Source organism: Enterobacter sp. WCHEn090032 (assembly GCF_003986875.1).
Classification (GTDB): Bacteria; Pseudomonadota; Gammaproteobacteria; order Enterobacterales; family Enterobacteriaceae; genus Enterobacter; species Enterobacter sichuanensis.
In genome coordinates this window covers 1-17,507 of sequence record NZ_RXRN01000004.1, presented here as the reverse complement: position 1 = coordinate 17,507, position 17,507 = coordinate 1, and the positions used below count along the sequence as shown (strand labels likewise).

At 55.7% G+C, this 17,507-nt stretch carries 16 protein-coding genes and 1 pseudogene; 5 read left to right on the top strand and 12 right to left on the bottom strand.

Going from position 1 to position 17,507, the window contains the following annotated elements:
* Nucleotides 1–104 precede the first annotated feature (104 nt).
* A complete protein-coding gene (locus tag EKN83_RS04505) occupies nt 105–788 on the bottom strand; it encodes an extensin family protein (RefSeq protein ID WP_126800420.1) in 684 nt (227 codons plus the stop codon).
* Between the two features lie 103 nt (nt 789–891).
* Between EKN83_RS04505 and ddlA the strand changes: the two genes are divergently transcribed.
* Complete coding sequence (gene ddlA / locus EKN83_RS04500; RefSeq protein WP_126800419.1) at nt 892–1,992, top strand: D-alanine--D-alanine ligase; 1,101 nt, start codon at nt 892–894, stop codon at nt 1,990–1,992.
* Here ddlA and EKN83_RS04495 read toward each other — a convergent pair.
* Entirely contained in the window at nt 1,989–2,225 is a 237-nt protein-coding gene (locus EKN83_RS04495) for a DUF2754 family protein (RefSeq protein WP_025756225.1), read from the bottom strand. The two genes, ddlA and EKN83_RS04495, sit on opposite strands and share 4 nt — an antisense overlap.
* Nucleotides 2,226–2,474: 249 nt before the next feature.
* Here EKN83_RS04495 and EKN83_RS04490 point away from each other — a divergent pair, with 249 nt between their 5' ends.
* Nucleotides 2,475–2,774: a DUF2755 family protein gene (locus EKN83_RS04490; protein WP_045285199.1), complete on the top strand. Its 300-nt coding sequence runs from the start codon at nt 2,475–2,477 to the stop codon at nt 2,772–2,774.
* Here the strand turns inward: EKN83_RS04490 and EKN83_RS04485 are convergent.
* The 3 genes from EKN83_RS04485 to EKN83_RS04475 all read right to left on the bottom strand — a co-directional run bounded on the left by EKN83_RS04485 (nt 2,771) and on the right by EKN83_RS04475 (nt 5,751).
* Nucleotides 2,771–3,868 carry a DUF1615 domain-containing protein gene (locus tag EKN83_RS04485; protein ID WP_025756227.1) on the bottom strand — a complete coding sequence of 366 codons (1,098 nt, stop codon included), beginning with the start codon at nt 3,866–3,868 and terminating at the stop codon, nt 2,771–2,773. The two genes, EKN83_RS04490 and EKN83_RS04485, sit on opposite strands and share 4 nt — an antisense overlap.
* A 14-nt stretch (nt 3,869–3,882) precedes the next feature.
* Complete coding sequence (gene sbmA / locus EKN83_RS04480) at nt 3,883–5,103, bottom strand: peptide antibiotic transporter SbmA (protein ID WP_126800418.1); 1,221 nt, start codon at nt 5,101–5,103, stop codon at nt 3,883–3,885.
* Between the two features lie 114 nt (nt 5,104–5,217).
* Complete coding sequence (locus tag EKN83_RS04475; protein WP_025756229.1) at nt 5,218–5,751, bottom strand: cysteine hydrolase family protein; 534 nt, start codon at nt 5,749–5,751, stop codon at nt 5,218–5,220.
* Between the two features lie 203 nt (nt 5,752–5,954).
* On the opposite strand from EKN83_RS04475, the gene ampH reads away from it, so the two are divergent.
* Nucleotides 5,955–7,115: a D-alanyl-D-alanine-carboxypeptidase/endopeptidase AmpH gene (ampH, locus tag EKN83_RS04470; protein WP_126800417.1), complete on the top strand. Its 1,161-nt coding sequence runs from the start codon at nt 5,955–5,957 to the stop codon at nt 7,113–7,115.
* A gap of 2 nt (nt 7,116–7,117) precedes the next feature.
* Here the strand turns inward: ampH and EKN83_RS04465 are convergent, their stop codons facing one another.
* Together EKN83_RS04465 and EKN83_RS04460 are read right to left on the bottom strand one after the other, a co-directional pair.
* On the bottom strand, nt 7,118–7,741 hold the full coding sequence (locus EKN83_RS04465; RefSeq protein WP_025756231.1) for a helix-turn-helix domain-containing protein: 624 nt from the start codon (nt 7,739–7,741) through the stop codon (nt 7,118–7,120).
* 93 nt (nt 7,742–7,834) lie between these two features.
* Entirely contained in the window at nt 7,835–10,609 is a 2,775-nt protein-coding gene (locus EKN83_RS04460) for an autotransporter outer membrane beta-barrel domain-containing protein (RefSeq protein ID WP_126800416.1), read from the bottom strand.
* A gap of 433 nt (nt 10,610–11,042) precedes the next feature.
* Here EKN83_RS04460 and hemB point away from each other — a divergent pair, with 433 nt between their 5' ends.
* Together hemB and EKN83_RS04450 are read left to right on the top strand one after the other, a co-directional pair.
* A complete protein-coding gene (hemB, locus tag EKN83_RS04455) occupies nt 11,043–12,017 on the top strand; it encodes a porphobilinogen synthase (RefSeq protein WP_025756233.1) in 975 nt (324 codons plus the stop codon).
* Nucleotides 12,018–12,089: 72 nt separating this feature from the next.
* Complete coding sequence (locus EKN83_RS04450) at nt 12,090–13,814, top strand: lysophospholipid acyltransferase family protein (protein ID WP_126800415.1); 1,725 nt, start codon at nt 12,090–12,092, stop codon at nt 13,812–13,814.
* A 61-nt stretch (nt 13,815–13,875) separates the two neighbouring features.
* Here EKN83_RS04450 and tauD read toward each other — a convergent pair whose 3' ends face one another.
* The 5 genes and pseudogenes from tauD to EKN83_RS23400 all read right to left on the bottom strand — a co-directional run.
* Nucleotides 13,876–14,727, bottom strand: a complete 852-nt coding sequence (gene tauD, locus EKN83_RS04445) for a taurine dioxygenase (protein ID WP_126800414.1) — start codon at nt 14,725–14,727, stop codon at nt 13,876–13,878.
* A complete protein-coding gene (gene tauC / locus EKN83_RS04440) occupies nt 14,724–15,551 on the bottom strand; it encodes a taurine ABC transporter permease TauC (RefSeq protein ID WP_047957848.1) in 828 nt (275 codons plus the stop codon). The genes tauD and tauC overlap by 4 nt, the downstream gene beginning before the upstream one ends.
* Nucleotides 15,548–16,315 (bottom strand): taurine ABC transporter ATP-binding subunit, encoded by a 768-nt coding sequence (gene tauB / locus EKN83_RS04435; RefSeq protein WP_025756237.1) that lies wholly within the window; start codon nt 16,313–16,315, stop codon nt 15,548–15,550. The genes tauC and tauB overlap by 4 nt, the downstream gene beginning before the upstream one ends.
* A gap of 10 nt (nt 16,316–16,325) precedes the next feature.
* Nucleotides 16,326–17,288: a taurine ABC transporter substrate-binding protein gene (tauA, locus tag EKN83_RS04430; protein WP_025756238.1), complete on the bottom strand. Its 963-nt coding sequence runs from the start codon at nt 17,286–17,288 to the stop codon at nt 16,326–16,328.
* Nucleotides 17,289–17,308: 20 nt separating this feature from the next.
* Nucleotides 17,309–17,507 (bottom strand): annotated as a pseudogene (locus EKN83_RS23400) (hypothetical protein); the annotation flags it as partial.

Sequence of the window (17,507 nt, the reverse complement as noted above, 5' to 3'; positions counted from 1 at the left end):
CGCACCAGAGATGCGGCCTGACAGACTTTGGTGTTTTATCTTCCCAGTCATCATATTTGTGAAATAAGTCACAATTCATCCATTTTCTGACGGAATATTATGCTTCAGCGGCAGAGCCCAAAACCGCGCATCCCCAGATGAAAGTGATTGGCATGCGCCGCGTTATACTCCGGCCCCAGGCCGTTCCCGTAATAGCCGCAGCTCGCCGCCAGCATGGCCTTTAGCCATGGTTGCGTTTTTGCTCCTTTCCAGCCGTTCAGTACCGTGACACGCTCTCCGTTTGCCAGCCGAAAAGCTGCGATATCCAGCGCCTCCGCCGTGGCATGTTCACTGCGTCGCGCGTCGGGGCGGTGATAAATATTGCGGCAGGCAAAGCTGCCGAGGTGATCGATGCGCGTCAGGTCACTGCCCATAAAGCGTTTTGTCAGTGGCCGGGCCTGCTGGTGGATATAGAGCGCTGAGCCGAGCGCCAGCGGACAGCTTGCAAGGAAACTGCTGTTCAGGCTGACCGGGCCGAAATCGCGCACGCGCACGACGTTGTTAAGCGGGCACGCTCCGCCGCTGTCCGTCACCGGCTGGGAGCGGATTAGCGCGCGTTGGTTAGCCTGGGACAGCAGACTCGTGCATGCCTCGGGGGTTAAACGCCGCAGCTTATACTGGGTGATTCGGCCGGGTGGGTCGTCAAGCGACAGCGGTATGAAAGGGTTGTAGTAAGGCGGCAACCAGTAGTAACCCACCGTTGCGACTGCGATAAGAATCAAAACGGTCAGCAGCGTTTTTCCTTTCACTCGCCCCCCTCAACATTCCCCAAAACATTATGGCAGAAGGTCGCGAAACCCGCCGGGCATCGTGGTATGTTATTGGCTTTTCGTCAGACTGGAAGAGAGTGAGATGGCTATGCAGCGCGTAGGTATTGTCTTTGGGGGAAAATCAGCGGAGCACGAAGTGTCATTGCAATCGGCCAAAAATATCGTCGATGCGATCGATAAAAGCCGTTTCGACGTGGTGCTGCTGGGCATTGATAAACAGGGCCAGTGGCACGTTAACGATGCCAGCCAGTATCTGCTTAATGCCCACGATCCGGCACATATCGCCCTTAATCCTTCGGAAATTAGCGTCGCCACCGTACCCGGCGTCGTGAAGGGACAGCTCATCGACGCAGGTAACGCACAGGCTCTCGCCCAGATTGATGTTGTTTTCCCAATCGTTCACGGCACCCTGGGCGAAGATGGTTCTCTGCAGGGAATGCTGCGCATGGCCAACCTGCCGTTCGTCGGCTCGGATGTTCTCGGTTCCGCCGCCTGCATGGACAAAGACGTCACCAAACGCCTGCTGCGCGATGCCGGGCTGAATATTGCGCCGTTCGTCACCCTGACCCGCGCCAACCGCGACAAACACAGCTTCGCGCAGATTAGCGAACAGCTGGGTCTGCCGCTGTTTGTGAAGCCGGCCAACCAGGGTTCCTCCGTGGGCGTCAGCAAAGTGACAAACGAGGCACAGTTCACCGAGGCCGTCCGTCTGGCGTTTGAGTTCGACCATAAAGTGGTGATTGAGCAGGGCATCAAAGGCCGTGAAATTGAATGCGCCGTTCTGGGCAACGATTTTCCGCAGGCGAGCACCTGCGGCGAAGTGGTTTTAAACAGCGACTTCTATTCGTACGACACCAAATACATTGATGATAAAGGCGCCCAGGTGGTTGTGCCTGCGGCTATCGATCCGGACATCAACGATAAGATCCGGGCGATCGCCATTTGCGCCTATCAGACGCTCGGCTGCTGCGGCATGGCGCGCGTGGATGTGTTCCTGACGCCGGAAAACGAGGTGGTGATCAATGAAATCAACACGCTGCCGGGCTTCACTAACATCAGCATGTATCCGAAACTGTGGCAGGCCAGCGGCCTGAGCTACTCAGACCTGATCACCCGCCTGATCGAACTGGCGCTGGAGCGTCACGCCGCCGACAGCGCGCTGAAAAGTTCCGTAAACGGTTAATCGGCTCTCTTCGCCGTTTCCGTCTCATCCGCTGTCGTCTCTTCAGGACGACGGCGGATAATCAACCCCGCCAGCCAGAAACTGATGACCCAGGTCACCAGCCCAACAGCATAGGTTTGCCACCCTTTTGCCTCAAATCCCAGCAGGCCCACGACACCGTTAAGAATAAAGATGAGCCCGATAGCAAAGGCGTAGTAGTGCCAGTCTCGGCGTAGTTTGGACGTGAGCTTCATAACAACTCCGGCAGGAAAAAAAGACATCCTCTCACAGTTTTACGGTCAGGTCTGTGGCAGATGCGGAAAATCTGAAACGCGACGCAATTTCACTTAAGTGACAAAATTGTGATGTGCTGCAGAAATCGACAATCCAGGAGAATTCCGGCAGGGAAATTACCACGATTCTGATATTGACAAATGCGATGACCTGTCAAACTCACCCCGTAAGAGGCTTATTGAAACAGAGTGATATTTTCGGGAGGTCATATGGCTGACTTTACATTGTCGAAACCGATTTTTGGCGGCAAACCAAAAACCTCCACGGCGGGTAATATCGCTTATGCCCTGTTTGTCCTGTTCTGCTTCTGGGCCGGCTCGCAGCTGCTCAATATGCTGGTCCATGCGCCAGGCGTTTACGAACACCTGATGCAGGTCCAGGACAACGGACGCCCGCGGGTTGAGATTGGATTGGGTGTCAGCACCCTGTTCGGTCTGATCCCCTTCCTCGCGGGGTGTATGATTCTCGGCATGGTGGCGTTAGTTCTGCGCTTTCGCCGCCGCCATTAAAGCCCCATACAGCGAGCCCGGCGGTCATCCACGCGTTTTGCGAACCATGCGGTGGTCAGGTTACGCGTGATCTTCGGGCTTTCCAGCTGGATGCCCGGCAGGATAGCCCTCGGTAGCGTTTTCCCGCTTTTCTTCTCTGCCAGCGCAAACACCTTTCTGTACAGATCCGTTTTCTCAAATGCCAGGCTGTCGCCTTTCTCAAGCTGACGGCGGATGTCGCTGTTGCTCATGCCAAGCGTTGTCGATAATTTCCGTACTGCCAGTTCGGTGCTTCCCGCCTCGCTGCTTCCGTAAGCGATGAGATCGCCATCCAGCGCCAGCTTCACGCCGCTTGCGCGGCTGACCGCACTCTGAAATGCCGCATTACGGCTGGCATACCAGCCCGCGTTAAAATCGGCAAAGCGGTACAGCGGCTCATCGTAGTTCGCCGGGTAGTTCAGCAGATGATATGTGCCAAACCACAGTCCACCGCGCAGGGAGAAGACCTCCTGGCGCACCGTACCGTCGATTTTCCACGGGTAGCCGTCAGTATGCTTCTCTGCGAACGCAATACTCACCTGCATCGGGCCGCCGGTATGCACCGGGTTAAGTGAGCCAAACAGCTTCTGCCCCATCGGCACCATGTTGATGAAATCATCGAAAATGGCGCTGAGCTGTTTTTCGGTTTTCACCGTATCCAGCCGGTCACTGTAGCTTTTGCCGTTCGGCGAGGTGATTTTAAGCGCGGTGTGCACGAGAAATACCGGGATATGCATGGATTCCGCGCGACGGTCGATCTCTTTCCAGGCAATTTTGTTCAGACCCGGCACAACCGGGTCTGACTGGTACATCGACTCCTGCTGTGCCACCGCCAGCACCGAGCAGATATTCTCCTCAGTGGGGGCAATCTTTTGGCTCTCAAAGGTTTTTGCCAGAGCATCTGCCCAGGCGTTGCGATCCTTCACGCTGGCGGGCATTTTCTGCCGTACCACGCTTGCCACATCGACGGGCTTCTCCCCTTTTTTCAGCGGAGCGGCCCCTTTTTCGGCACAGCCCGCCAGGACGAGGGCGGCCAGTAAAGACAACGGTAACGCGCGCGGTACGGCAAAAGACATAGCAACTCCCTGTATTAGCTAAACGTATTGGTCACTTCCTGCAGGTCACGATCGTCCAGCTCGCGTTCAAAGCTGCGCAGACGTTTGTAGATGGACATCAACTCCACCAGCGTGGTCCAGGAGCTGATCAGGTACTGGAACGACCCACGAACCTGACCGAAAACATTGGTGATCTGCGTCATCAGACCGAGGGTAATCGTACCCGCAACAATCGACGGAAACAGCAGGAACAAACCGAAAACGCTATCCACCTGCAGGTACAAAATACGCGCAATGTTGAAATACATATAGTGGAAGTAGAGACGGAAATAGTTACGACGCACGGCGCCAAACAGCTCGCGGACGGTCGGCGGCGAGGCGCGGCTGGCATCGTCTTCACCGTAAACCAGCTCTTTACGGTATGCGGCTTCGACGCGTTGATTTTTAAACTCCAGTCCCGGCAGTTTGATCCCCACCACCGCCAGCAGACCCGTTCCCATCAGCGACCAGACAATCGCGGCAATCACCAGACCATACGGCAGATGACCAACAATGGGCAGTTCCGGCACGTGCGCCGAGAGCGTTACCAGCACGGGCAGGAAAGCAATCAGCGTCATGATGGCATTGATAAAGCTGACCCCCATGTCTTCAAGGGTGGAGGCGAAACGCATGGTGTCTTCCTGCACGCGCTGCGCGGCGCCTTCGATATGGCGCAGGTGCTGCCAGTGCGCCATGTAATGTTCGTTCATCGCGGTACGCCAGCGGAAAACGTAGTGGCTGACGAAAAAGTTGTTCATCACGCCAATGACCACCGCAATAAGAGCGATACCGAGGAAGATCCCCACTTCATGGTAGAACTGGTTGATGGTCACCTTATGCGGTGAACTCAGGGCAGTCTGGATCAGATCGTAGAACGGCGCATACCAGGCGTTCACCGCCACGCCCACTTCCACGAGGAACCAGGTCACAAAGATAATCAGCGATGTGCCGAGAATTGACCAGTACTGCCAGCGGTGCGGAGAATAAACAAACCAGAACAGCGCAAACAGCCCTACGCACACCGTGTAGTAGGCGTAAAACAGCAGGTAGCTCAGCGACCAGAAGCGCGCCGCGCTAATCGGTACTTCGCCCGTCGCGCCGGTAATGCGAGCCAGCCACGCGCCGCCGCCCGCCTGCCAGAAAATGACAGCGATCAGTGCCCAAATAAATGCCGACAGGAAAAAAGGCCCCGGCTTTGGGAAAAAAGACTTAAACATAATGCTTCCTTCTTGTTGTTATGGCTGTTGCTGTGTACAACACATCACCACACGAAAATCTGCCTGAGCCAGTATCCCGACGCAGGCAAAAAGGTCAGACCCAGGGGTTGATAATTAGTTCGCTTTCCAGTTTTCGAGAATTGTTTCGGTGCGTTTCACCGCGAGAGGATTCGCCGGCGCAATGAAGTTGCGCCAGACGTCGTTGTGGTGGTTGATCAGGATCTGTGCTTCTGCAGCCGGGCGGTTGGATGTGGTATGGGCATCCTCTGCGACGGTGATGTGATACCCGCGACTGACGCCGTTCTTGATGGTCGCGTCAACACAATAATCCGTGGCGCAGCCGCAGATCACAAACTCGCGAATGCCCTGCTCACGCAGCAGCGTCTCAAGCCCGGTGTTGTAGAAGGCGTCACAGGCGGTCTTCGTCACGTAAAACGCGCCGGCTGGTTGGTCCAGCTCGGGAAGCAGGGCAAACCCTTCGCTCCCCTCCTCCAGCCCACCCTCTTCCGTATGCTGAATAAAGATGACGGTATCGGCCGCCTGCGTAAGCTGGTTGATACGCGAAACACATTTTTCTCGCTGAAGACGAGGGGTCTCAAATACCCCTTGCTGCATATCGACAACCATCACCACACGTTTCTCAGACATACCGTTCTCCGTAAAATTGAGTGACACTGGTGCCTATCATAAGCCCGATGTCACAAAATGGGAGATGGCTCCTGAGTAAATTGTTTATATTTACCCATGGTTACGTTTTTCTCGCTATGTTATGTAATTCGGGGCATTGCGCGACACCGATTAGTAGTATAAATACCCATTACTTTCCTCATTCACTTCATGGATGCTCTTCGTTGAAACGTTGTCTGCTCTTTTTTGCCGCGCTGTGTGCGGTGAGCTTTTCTACCGCCCAGGCAGCCCAACCGCTGACGGCGCCAGTTTTAGCTTCTGATATTGCCGATCGCTACGCGAATCTAATCTATTACGGCAGCGGCGCGACCGGGATGGCGTTGGTCGTGATCGACGGCAACCAGCGAGTGTTCCGCAGCTTTGGCGAAACGCGCCCGGGTAATAACGTTCGCCCGCAGCTGGATTCCGTTATCCGCATCGCGTCCTTAACCAAGCTGATGACCAGCGAAATGCTGGTGAAACTCCTCGACCAGGGCGTGGTGAGGCTCGACGACCCGCTCAGCAAATATGCGCCCCCGGGCGCGCGGGTACCGACGTATCAGGGGACACCGATCCGGCTGGTGAACCTTGCCACCCATACCAGTGCCCTGCCGCGTGAGCAGCCTGGCGGCGCGGCGCATCGTGACGTCTTTGTCTGGCCTACGCGCGACCAGCGCTGGAGTTACCTGAGTACCGCCACGCTGAAGGTGGCGCCGGGTTCGCAGGCCTCTTATTCAAACCTGGCGTTTGACCTGCTGGCAGATGCCCTCTCTACGGCGGCCGGCAAACCCTACCCTCAGCTGTTTGAAGAGCAGATCACCCGTCCGCTGGGCATGAAAGACACCACCTTTACCCCTTCCCCGGATCAGTGCCGTCGTCTGATGGTGGCCGAGAAAGGCGCAAGCCCCTGTAATAACACGCTGGCGGCCGTAGGCAGCGGTGGGGTGTATTCCACCCCTGGTGATATGATGCGCTGGATGCAGCAGTTCCTCTCCTCGGATTTCTACACTCGCAACAGCCAGGCCGACCGGATGCAGACCCTGATTTATCAGCGTACGCAGCTGAACCGCGTCATCGGGATGGACGTGCCGGGTAAAGCCGATGCCCTCGGCCTGGGCTGGGTCTATATGGCGCCGAAAAATGGCCGTCCGGGTATTATCCAAAAAACGGGCGGCGGCGGTGGCTTCATTACCTATATGGCAATGATCCCACAGTCAAACGTAGGGGCGTTCGTGGTGGTCACCCGCTCACCGCATACGCGTTTCGTCAATATGAGTGACGGTATTAATAATTTAGTGGCTGAACTGAGCGCCAATAAAGCCCAGGTGCTCACCGCGTCGAACTGATCTTAATACTCCATGGGCAAGCGGTTGATACTAACCAGCTTGCCCCGGCTCATGTTGATGTAGTTTCCTTGCCGAAGCGCGGCGAGAACCTCTGCCACCACCGAGCGCGAAATTCGGGTGCTTTGTTGAATATGATTCATTACACCAATTTTTGAGCGCAGCGTTTCATCCCACTCGGCCATATTCAGCAGCATGGCGCGGATCTGGTGGTAGGAATTATTTCCCACCAGTTGCATATCGCGTTTCGCAAGAAGGTAATTTATCCACGATAACCAACTGAAGGCCTCTTTCCAGAGCGCATTCTGTTGTATGAGTTGCCGGGTGGTGTCAGTCGATAAATAAAATCCCGTGCAGGGTGTTTTGGCGACCACGTTGTATTTCTGGCAATGTTTAATCATCACGCTGGACAGGCCCAAAATAAATGGTGCTTTTGCGATACCCACCAGCAATTCATCAGAATGACGATAAATATCCATTATACCGGTTTGTAATACGATCGTGCGGGGCTCAATACACTCACCGGATAGAATGAATTGTTGTGGCGCAGATTGAAAAGGGGTACTGGCTGCTATCAGACACTGTTCGAGCCGGCTTAATTCAGCAAGTGGTTTCGCATTAACGTTCATGCAGACCTCAAGACATCCGTATTTGTCGGTTCAATATTATTTTTTATTTTTATCGATAAAAAAGCGGGGGATAATTTCCCCCGCTGACAGACATTACCAGGTATATTTCACGCCCACACTGGCGCCCCAGTTCTGGTCAACGTCGCCGCCGCCCAGATAAGTGGCATCCGTGTAAGCACTGAAGTTCTTCGTAAAGCTGAACTGTGTCCCCAGTCCCACGCGCACAGCAGAACCTTCTACGCCATTATCGATGCTGTCACCGTTAATATCAGCATTGTTATCAGCGTCATCATAGACCCAGGCCAGTTTGAAGTATGGCGTCAGAGCCTGGTCACCGCCGTAGTTGAAGGTGTATCCCGCATCAATGCCGAGTTCATAACGCAGGCTATCGTAAGATTGCCCGTCAACGCGCATGTCGTTGCTCAGACGGTAATCATCACCCGACTGGAACAGGCCCGAGACGGCAGCGTATGGCGTCACGTAGCCAGACAGGTTGGGTTTCCAGTCATAGCCCAGTTTCATTCCAAAGCCTACCGCATCTGTCGTGGTATTACCGTCCACGTACTGACCGTTGCTCATAGTTGCGGAAAGATCATTATTGAAGCGGGTATAGCTCAGGGAGCTGTCGAGGAACACATCGTTCGCAAACTTCGCTGAGGCATAGATCATCGCCGTCTGGCTATCCTGATCAACCTGACCGGCACGATCGCTGATATCCCCCTTCGCGAACCCTGCCGCACCACCGACGATCCACTTCGCGTTATTACCGTCGATCTGCGTATCCAGACCCACCATAATGCCGCTGACGTCCTGATCGTAGCGGATAACGCCATTGTCACCGTCGAAGTTGCCGCCAAAGTAGCTCACCCACGCCCCACCGTTATCCGCCAGGCCGTGACGGCTGTTGGTCAGACGCGTCCCTACGGTATCCTGCTGCAGGTTCCAGATGTTGGTATTAGCAGAAGGAATGCTCAGCGCCATATTGGCGTAGTCGGTCAGCTCTTTCTGCTGCAGAACGACGGTATCCCCCTGCTGCTTCGCCTGGTAGGTATAAGCACCTAAATCGGCTTTGTTGGCGGCAGTGAAGCTGGCAGCCGTATCCGCGTTATTGTCATAGACACGAACGATCTCTCGGTTTTTGTAATCGGCAACGGAACCGGCCCCCGTCGCATCGTCGATACGCACCTTGTAGTTGCCTGCGACATCACCGTTCACCGCCAGATGGCCGTCAGAATTCAGCGCCACAACACCATAGTCGTACTCGGCTTTGTGCGTATCGTTAGTGATATAGCGTGCGTTGTTCAGATCGCTGTTCAGCACGTAATCACGGCTGGCTACGTTCAGCACACCGCCATCGGTCAGTACCATATTGTGCGTATCAACCTGACCCAGTCCCAGCGCCAGCTCAGCACCGTTATCGACGGTGATGGTGTTGGCATACAGCTCCGCCGTTTCTTCCGTCAGTGCCGCACGGCTATAGCTGTCGAGATACAGATGGTCGGTCGCCACGCCACCACTGTCGCCCACGTTCAATGATGAGGCATTGGTCAGGGTGATGGTATCCGCCAGCAGGCCAGAGTTTTCAACATTCACCTGCGACTGGTGGTTTACCTTCAACGTATCGATATTCGACTGCTTACGGGTATCCCACTCAGAGCCGTTATCCAGCGTGACGTTAAACAGACCGCTCTGATAAACATCCTCCCCGGCAACGTGACCGTTGCTGTCGTAGGTGGAATCCGGCCAGATACTGTTCGGAGAGAGCGCTCGCCAGTCAACGTTGCTGTATCCCTGGCCATACATTTGTGACGTACCGATGGCCTCAACGCTGGACTGCGCAGCACCCACCCATTTGCTGCCGTTGGTCAGCGTGACATCCAGTTTATCGGTGCCATCCCAGCCGTTGGTGGTTGGGTTATACACGCCGTCTGCGGTGGTATCGGTTGCCGGATCCCCATTCTCGTAGAAGTTATTGTCGAAGGTGCTGGAGAAGAGAATATCGCCCGTCACGGTGGAGTGATCAAACGTCGCGGTCGTTTGCATCGCGTTGTCAGACGCGCCGGCAGCAACGATCAGCGCCGCGTCATCTGCCGCGGTGGCATTATTTTCACCATAATCACTCGGCTTCGCCGTCTGGCCGTAGAACCCGCTGGTGCCCAGATCGCTATAGGCGCCAGATGTCAGAACAGAGTCTTTTACCACCAGGGTATTGGTGAAAACATGGCTATTATTCGCCACGCCTTCAACGCCGTCATACGGGGTGTTATCCGGTTGTTGATAACCCTGCGTCAGCGTAATACCGGCAATGTGAGAGTTATTCTGGATAACAATATCCGATTCCACATCCAGGGTAATCGCATTGCCCAGCCCGTAGGTATCCAGTGAGTGGTTATCGGTGTTATCGCCGTTTACAACATCGTAAGCATAATGCTCATAGGCGTCGTTAATGGTGGAGTGATCAACCGTCAGGCTAAAACGATCGTATTGCGTATGGGTTGTACCATCCGGATCCACACTATTATCACAGGTTGTGGTCATACACTTCGAAGTAATCATGCCATTAATGGTGCTGTTGGAAATGCTTAACGCATTTGCCCGACCATTAATACCATCGTCCAGATAATACGTTGAAATAACGCCATTCACGGTGGATTTATTAATCACCGGATAAATATCACCGTCATGACTGTCACCGGCGTAATCCCAGTCAGCATACCCATAATACCAGGGGGTCGTCACGGTATTATCATATCCAAAAGTATTATATGTCGTGCCGGAAATATCTTTCGCATTGGCCTGAGAAGCGATAGCCAGGGTACAGGCTAATGCAAGTTGAGATACAACCAGTTTCTTTTTCCATGTTTGCATTGGGTCATCCCTCCTCAGGGACGTAAGCAAGTTTGTCCATCAAATCATTTGGCAATATTTTATTGCGCAGCGAATTATGCATTTTCATTTCGAAAAGGTTCAATGAATGATTCAATTAAGTCCGGATACAGACAAACAGCATCAAAAAACGCGTAAACAAACACGACAAAACAGTCACCTGGGAAATAAACACCCTAAGCACAGGGAATATTTTAAAGAATAAGAAATCATTATTTATGATATATTTATTTCAATACAGAAATTTCACCAATACTTCACGCCGTTAAAAACCGCGCTTTTCGCGTTATATAAAGTTATCGCCTGAAACATCGCAGAACGCATTTCGCATTAACAAAAAGCCCACTTTCGTAAAACCACAGCCGCCACTTTGATGTACACTAGCCCTCTTTGTTCCACAAACATCAGGCATACCATGACCGATTTAATTGCACGCCCCCGCCGCCTGCGCAAGTCACCTGCACTGCGCGCCATGTTTGAAGAGACAACCCTGACCTTAAACGATCTGGTGTTGCCGATTTTTGTCGAAGAAGAGATTGATGACTACAAGGCCATCGAAGCCATGCCTGGCGTGATGCGCATTCCTGAGAAACATCTGGCGCGTGAGATCGAACGTATCGCCAACGCGGGGATCCGCTCGGTGATGACCTTCGGCATCTCCCACCATACCGACGCGACCGGCAGCGACGCGTGGAAAGAGGATGGCCTCGTCGCCCGCATGTCGCGTATCTGCAAAGAGACCGTGCCGGAAATGGTGGTGATGTCCGACACCTGCTTCTGCGAATATACCTCCCACGGCCACTGCGGCGTGCTGTGCGATCATGGCGTAGATAACGATGCCACCCTGTTGAACCTGGGCAAGCAGGCTGTCGTCGCGGCCGCTGCAGGTGCCGATTTCATCGCTCCTTCTGCCGCGATGGACGGACAGGTTCAGGCAATTCGCCAGGCTCTGGATGCGGCGGGTTTTACCGACACCGCCATCATGTCCTACTCCACCAAATTTGCCTCTTCCTTCTACGGCCCGTTCCGTGAAGCTGCCGGTACCGCGCTGAAGGGCGATCGTAAAACTTATCAGATGAACCCGCTGAACCGTCGGGAAGCGATCCGCGAATCCCTGCTTGATGAAGCCCAGGGTGCTGATTGCCTGATGGTGAAACCGGCTGGCGCGTATCTGGATATTCTGCGCGACATCCGCGAGCGTACCGAGCTGCCGCTGGGCGCTTACCAGGTCAGCGGTGAGTATGCGATGATCAAGTTCGCCGCGCTGGCGGGTGCAATTGACGAAGAGAAAGTGATCCTGGAAAGCCTGGGGGCGATCAAACGCGCGGGTGCGGATCTGATCTTCAGCTACTTCGCACTGGATCTGGCCGAGAAAAAAATCCTCCGCTAATCTTCACCAAACTGCAATACAATCGACATCTCCTCCTTCTACTGTCTGGGCAAGACGGCAGGAGGAGTGACCATGTTTAGCCTCGATAGCGTTCTCGACGATCTTTGGCCTCAGGCGAGGCCTGCACCCTGGCAAAAAAGTCTGTTAAAAAGACTGTTTTACGAAGACGAATTTCAGCAGTTTGCCGCCGCCCACCGCCACCTGAAAGGGCTGGATATGGTGGAGCAGGTTCTGGAACACCTTGATATCGTCTGCACCATTTCCGCCCGCGACCTCGAACAAATCCCCGAACATGGCCCGCTGGTCATTATTGCCAACCACCCGACAGGGACACTGGACGGGCTGGCGTTGCTGTATGCCGTTTCCCGCGTGCGGCGCGACGTTAAAGTCGTCACTAACCGGATGCTGACCCACCTTGAGCCCCTCAGCTCGCTGTTTATTCCGGTGGACAATATGGGCGGCAGGACGGCGAAAACGTCTCTGGTGCAGATGGAACAGCATCTGCAAAATGCGGGCGTGCTGATCTTCTTCCCGGCGGGCGAAGTCTCTCGCCCCACGCGCAAAGGCATTCGCGATAAAAAATGGCACCCAGGATTTATCAAACTCGCCGGCAAGCTGCGCGTCCCGCTGCTTCCGGTACATATTCAGGCCCACAACAGCCTGCTCTTTTATGCCAGCACGCTGCTCTCCCCTACGCTGTCGATGCTGCTGCTGATGCAACAGATGTTTCGCCGCCGTCACAGCCAGCTGCCGATAAAAATCGGCCAGCAGATTGCCTGGCATCACTGGCATAGCGCCACCCTTTCGTCGCGTGAGATGGCCGAGCAGTGTCGTCAGCACGTGATGCGTCTTGGCAAGGGAGTGCCTGGCATCTTTAAAACCCAGTGCGCCATTGCCCGTCCGGAAGATCGTGCCACCCTGAAACGCGCGCTGGCGCAGGCCGAATGTCTGGGCAAAACCAGTGACGGTAAAACCATCTATCTTTGGCAGCGCAACGGTCAGGAAGATGCCCCGCTGCTGCGCGAACTGGGCCGTCTGCGCGAGATTGCTTTTCGCGCGGTGGAGGAAGGGAGCGGTAAACGTCGGGACACTGACCATTACGATGATGATTATCTGCACCTGATCCTCTGGGATGATGAAGATCTGGAGATCGTCGGCGCATATCGCTTTATGCCGACCGCCAGCCAGGTTGAACGTCGCGGTCTGGAAGGGTTGTACAGCTACAGCCTGTTCCACTACGACGATAAAATGCAGGACGTGCTGGAACACGGCATTGAGCTGGGGCGCAGCTTTATTCAACCGCGCTACTGGGGTCGCCGCGGCCTGGATTATTTATGGTCCGGCATTGGGGCTTACCTGGCGCGCTATCCGCACTATCGCTACCTGTTTGGCCCGGTCTCCATTTCCGGCGGCTTACCGCCTGCCGCACGGGATCTGCTGGTGGCCTTTTACCGCCTGTGGTTCCCGGCGACGCATCCGCTCGCCGCGTCACGTCAGCCTTACCCAGCCTCCCTGCCGGACGTTCTGGCGCAGTTTGGCGGCGTGGATTACGTGGACGATCTGACGAAGCTGAAATCCCTGCTCGGCAATCTTGGCTGCGGTATTCCGCCGCTCTACAAGCAGTATTCCGAGCTTTGCGAACCCGGCGGCGTGCAGTTTATTGATTTTGGCAGCGACCCGTCGTTCAACGACTGCGTCGACGGGCTGGTGCTGGTGGATTTGTGTTATCTCAAGGCGAACCGCTATCAGCGGTATATTGAGGCGCATTTAATACCCTCACCCCAGCCCTCTCCCTAAAAGGGAGAGGGTGAAAACCGCACATGGCAGTCCCCTCTCCCCTTTGGGGAGAGGGTTAGGATCAAGATGCACGGTAAAACGGTTTATCCCCTAAAATCGTCGCCCGCTGCATAATCCGCCGCTGGGGCAGATAGTCTGCATTGGCATAGTGCTGCGTCACGCGGTTATCCCAGATTGCCAGATCGTTCTCCTGCCAGTGCCAGCGCACCTGGAACTCCGGTTTGGTGATATGCGCGAACAGGAAACTTAACAGCGCCTCACTCTCTTTTTCCGTCACGTCCACAATGCGCGTCGTGAACCCTTCGTTCACAAACAGCGCCTGCTTGCCCGTGACCGGATGGGTGCGCACCACCGGGTGCAGCAGCGGTGGATGTTTCGCAACCGCCTCCTGCCAGCGCTGATGTTCCGCCTCGGTTTTCCGGTACTTGTATTCCGGGAACGACTTTTTGAAGTCATGCTCCGCCCGCAGGCCGCTCAGCAACGTCCGGAACGGTGCCGACAGCGCCTCATAAGCCGCGATACCGCTGGTCCACAGCGTATCGCCTCCCGTTTCCGGCAGCTGCTTCGCCGCCAGAATCGCCCCGGCCGGTGGCGTCTCGATAAAGGTCACATCGGTATGCCAGTTATCGTTATCCGGCGGGTTATCGTTGTGGGTATCCAGGACGATAATCTCCTCTACCCCTTCGGCATGCGGATAAACCGGATGAATATGCAGATCGCCAAAGCGCAGGGCCAGCGCACGCTGCTGCTGCGGGGTGATCGCCTGCTCGCGCAGGAATACAACCTGATGGCGCAGCACCGCATGGTACAACTGCTCGAACTGGTTATCGCTCAGGGGACGGGTTACATCCAGGCCCGACACCTGCGCGCCAATAAACGGCCCCAGTGGGGTAATGGTCAGACGTTCACTCATTGTATTTCTCCATGCCAGGGCGTCAGACGGCGCTGTAACGCGCGCAGCCCCAGTTCTAATCCGAAGGCGATCACGGCGATCACCGCGATCCCTGCCAGCACCACGTCAGTCGCCAGAAACTCTCCCGCCGACTGCACCATAAACCCTAATCCCCGCGTGGCGGCGATCAGCTCAGCCGCCACCAGCGTTGACCAGCCCACGCCAAGTCCAATGCGTAACCCGGTTAAAATCTCCGGCAGCGCGCCCGGTAAAATCACGAACAGCAGCACCTGCGTTCGGCTGGCGCCCAGCGACTGCGCCGCGCGGATCCTTACCTGCTGGGCGCTTTTCACCCCCGCCAGAGCGGACATGGCAACCGGGGCAAAAATCGCCAGATAGATCAGCAGGATCTTTGACGTTTCACCAATACCAAACCAGATCACCATCAGCGGCAGATACGCCAGCGGCGGCACCGGGCGGTAAAGCTCAATCAGCGGGTCAAGAATGCCGCGCACCGTCGGGCTTAACCCCATCGCGATGCCGACCGGAATACCCAGCACCACCGCCGCCAGCAGCGCCACCAGAATGCGCGTCAGGCTTGCACCGAGATGCTGCCAGAGCGTGGCATCCATAAAGCCCTGCGGCCCGGCGATGGTAATCAGTTTGGCCAGCACCTGTCCCGGCGGCGGCAGGAACAGCGGGCTGACCCACGCCTGCGCGGCAACCAGCCACCACACCGCGAGTAACGCCAGCAACGTCCCCACGCTGAGCGTGATCTGGCGGGAGAACGGCCAGCGTAAGCTGAGGCGCGTGCGGCGCGTTTTTTCACTGAAGACAATGCTCATGAGAAAGCCTCCCGTTGGTCAAACACGCGGCTTAAGACGTATTCACGCTGTTCAATAAACAGCGGATCGGATTTGATGCTGCGCACGGGTTCCCCCGCAACGTAGCGGCGGGCAAAATCCAGCGGTAAGCGCTCCCGCACGCGACCTGGCCCCGGTGATAGCAGCACCAGTTCGGTGGCCATAAATACCGCCTCTTCAATATCATGGGTGATCAGCAGCACCTGCTTGCCCGTTTCATGCCACAGGCGTAAAAGCAGGGTTTGCATCTGTTCCCGGGTGAACGCATCCAGCGCGCCGAACGGTTCATCCAGCAGTAACAGCTGCGGGTTGGCCGCCAGCGCGCGGGCAATGCCGACCCGCTGGCGCTGGCCGCCGGAAAGCTGCCAGATAAACCGCTTTTCGGCCCCTTCGAGCCCCACTTTTTTCAGCATCTCCCGCGCGATGGCCAGCCTTTTTTCACGACTGACGCCCGCAAGCTGCAGCCCAAATGCCACGTTTTCCTGCACGTTGCGCCAGGGGAGCAGCCCTTCGTTCTGGAAGACCACGCCGCGCTCGGCACCCGGGCCCTCCACCCTTTTGCCTTCCAGTTGAATGGTGCCATGCTGATACGGTACAAACCCGGCGATCAGATTCAGCAGCGTGGTTTTCCCGCACCCGGACGGACCCAGCACCACCAGCAACTCCCCGCTGTCCAGCGTCAGGTTGATCTCTTCTAACGCGGGTTTACCACCGTAATCGGCAGACAGATTTGTAATATTCAGCATGGCGGACTCCTTATTTCACAAAGCGGTCGGTCACGTACTGGCTGTAATCCGTCGCCACAGCGGGCACTTTGCCCTGCTCTTTCAGGAAAGTGGCCGTATCCACAATCGCTTTGTTTACCGGCCCGGTCAGCTGTTGTACCTGCTGCGCGGGGGTCAGATAGGTATTACCCTTCACCAGCCCCGGCACGTCCGCTTCCGGCACGCCGCTCAGGCGCGACAGTTTTTCCAGGTTGGCAGGCTGCTTCAGCCACTCATCCGGGTTGCTGATATAGGGCTGCTGGGCGTCAATGGCGCTTTTGGCAAAGGCCTTCACCACCTCAGGATGCTTCTCAGCGAAGTCTTTACGCACGACCCATACGTCGAGGGTTGGCGCGCCCCACTGGCCCACTTTTTCGGAGTCGGTCAGCACGGTGCCCTCTTTTTCCAGCTCGTTCACGGCCGGTGCCCAGACGTAAGCCCCGTCAATATCGCCGCGCTGCCAGGCCGCGATAATGGCCGGCGGCTGCAGGTTGATAATTTGTACCTGACCCGGTTTGATGCCCCAGTGTTTGAGCGCCGCCAGCAGGCTGTAGTGAGTGGTGGAGATAAACGGCACGGCGATACGCTTGCCGATCAGATCTTCCGGTTTGGTGATGTTTTTCTTCACCACCAGCGCTTCGGAGTTACCGAGCTGTGACGCCAGCAGGAACACCTCAATCGGCACCTGCTGGCTGGCCGCGACCGCCAGCGGGCTGGATCCGATATTGCCGATCTGCACATCGCCGGACGCCAGCGCGCGCACCACGGCCGCCCCGCTGTCGAACTTACGCCAGTCAACTTTTGCGCCGCTCTCTTTGGCAAAGGTGTTATCCGCCTGCGCGACTTTCGCCGGTTCCGCAGAGGTTTGATACGCGACGGTGACGTCCACCGCCTGCGCCTGAAATGCCCACAGCGCCAGGGCGCCGAGTAGTGTGATTCGCGATGAAATTGCCATAATGCCTGCTCCCCTTGTTGTTATGAGGGCAGTATTTCCGGCGGAGGAATTTTGATAAAGGAATTAAAATGAATCGCTAATAACCATTCGTTTTTAGATAAAAAGCGGGAAAGGATAGTGAATTTTGTGCGGTGTTTTTTCTCTCTCCCTGTGGGCTGAGGGATCCCCAGTAATTTTTTTACCGAAAGCGACGAAGGTTGTTTCAGGAAAATGAATGAA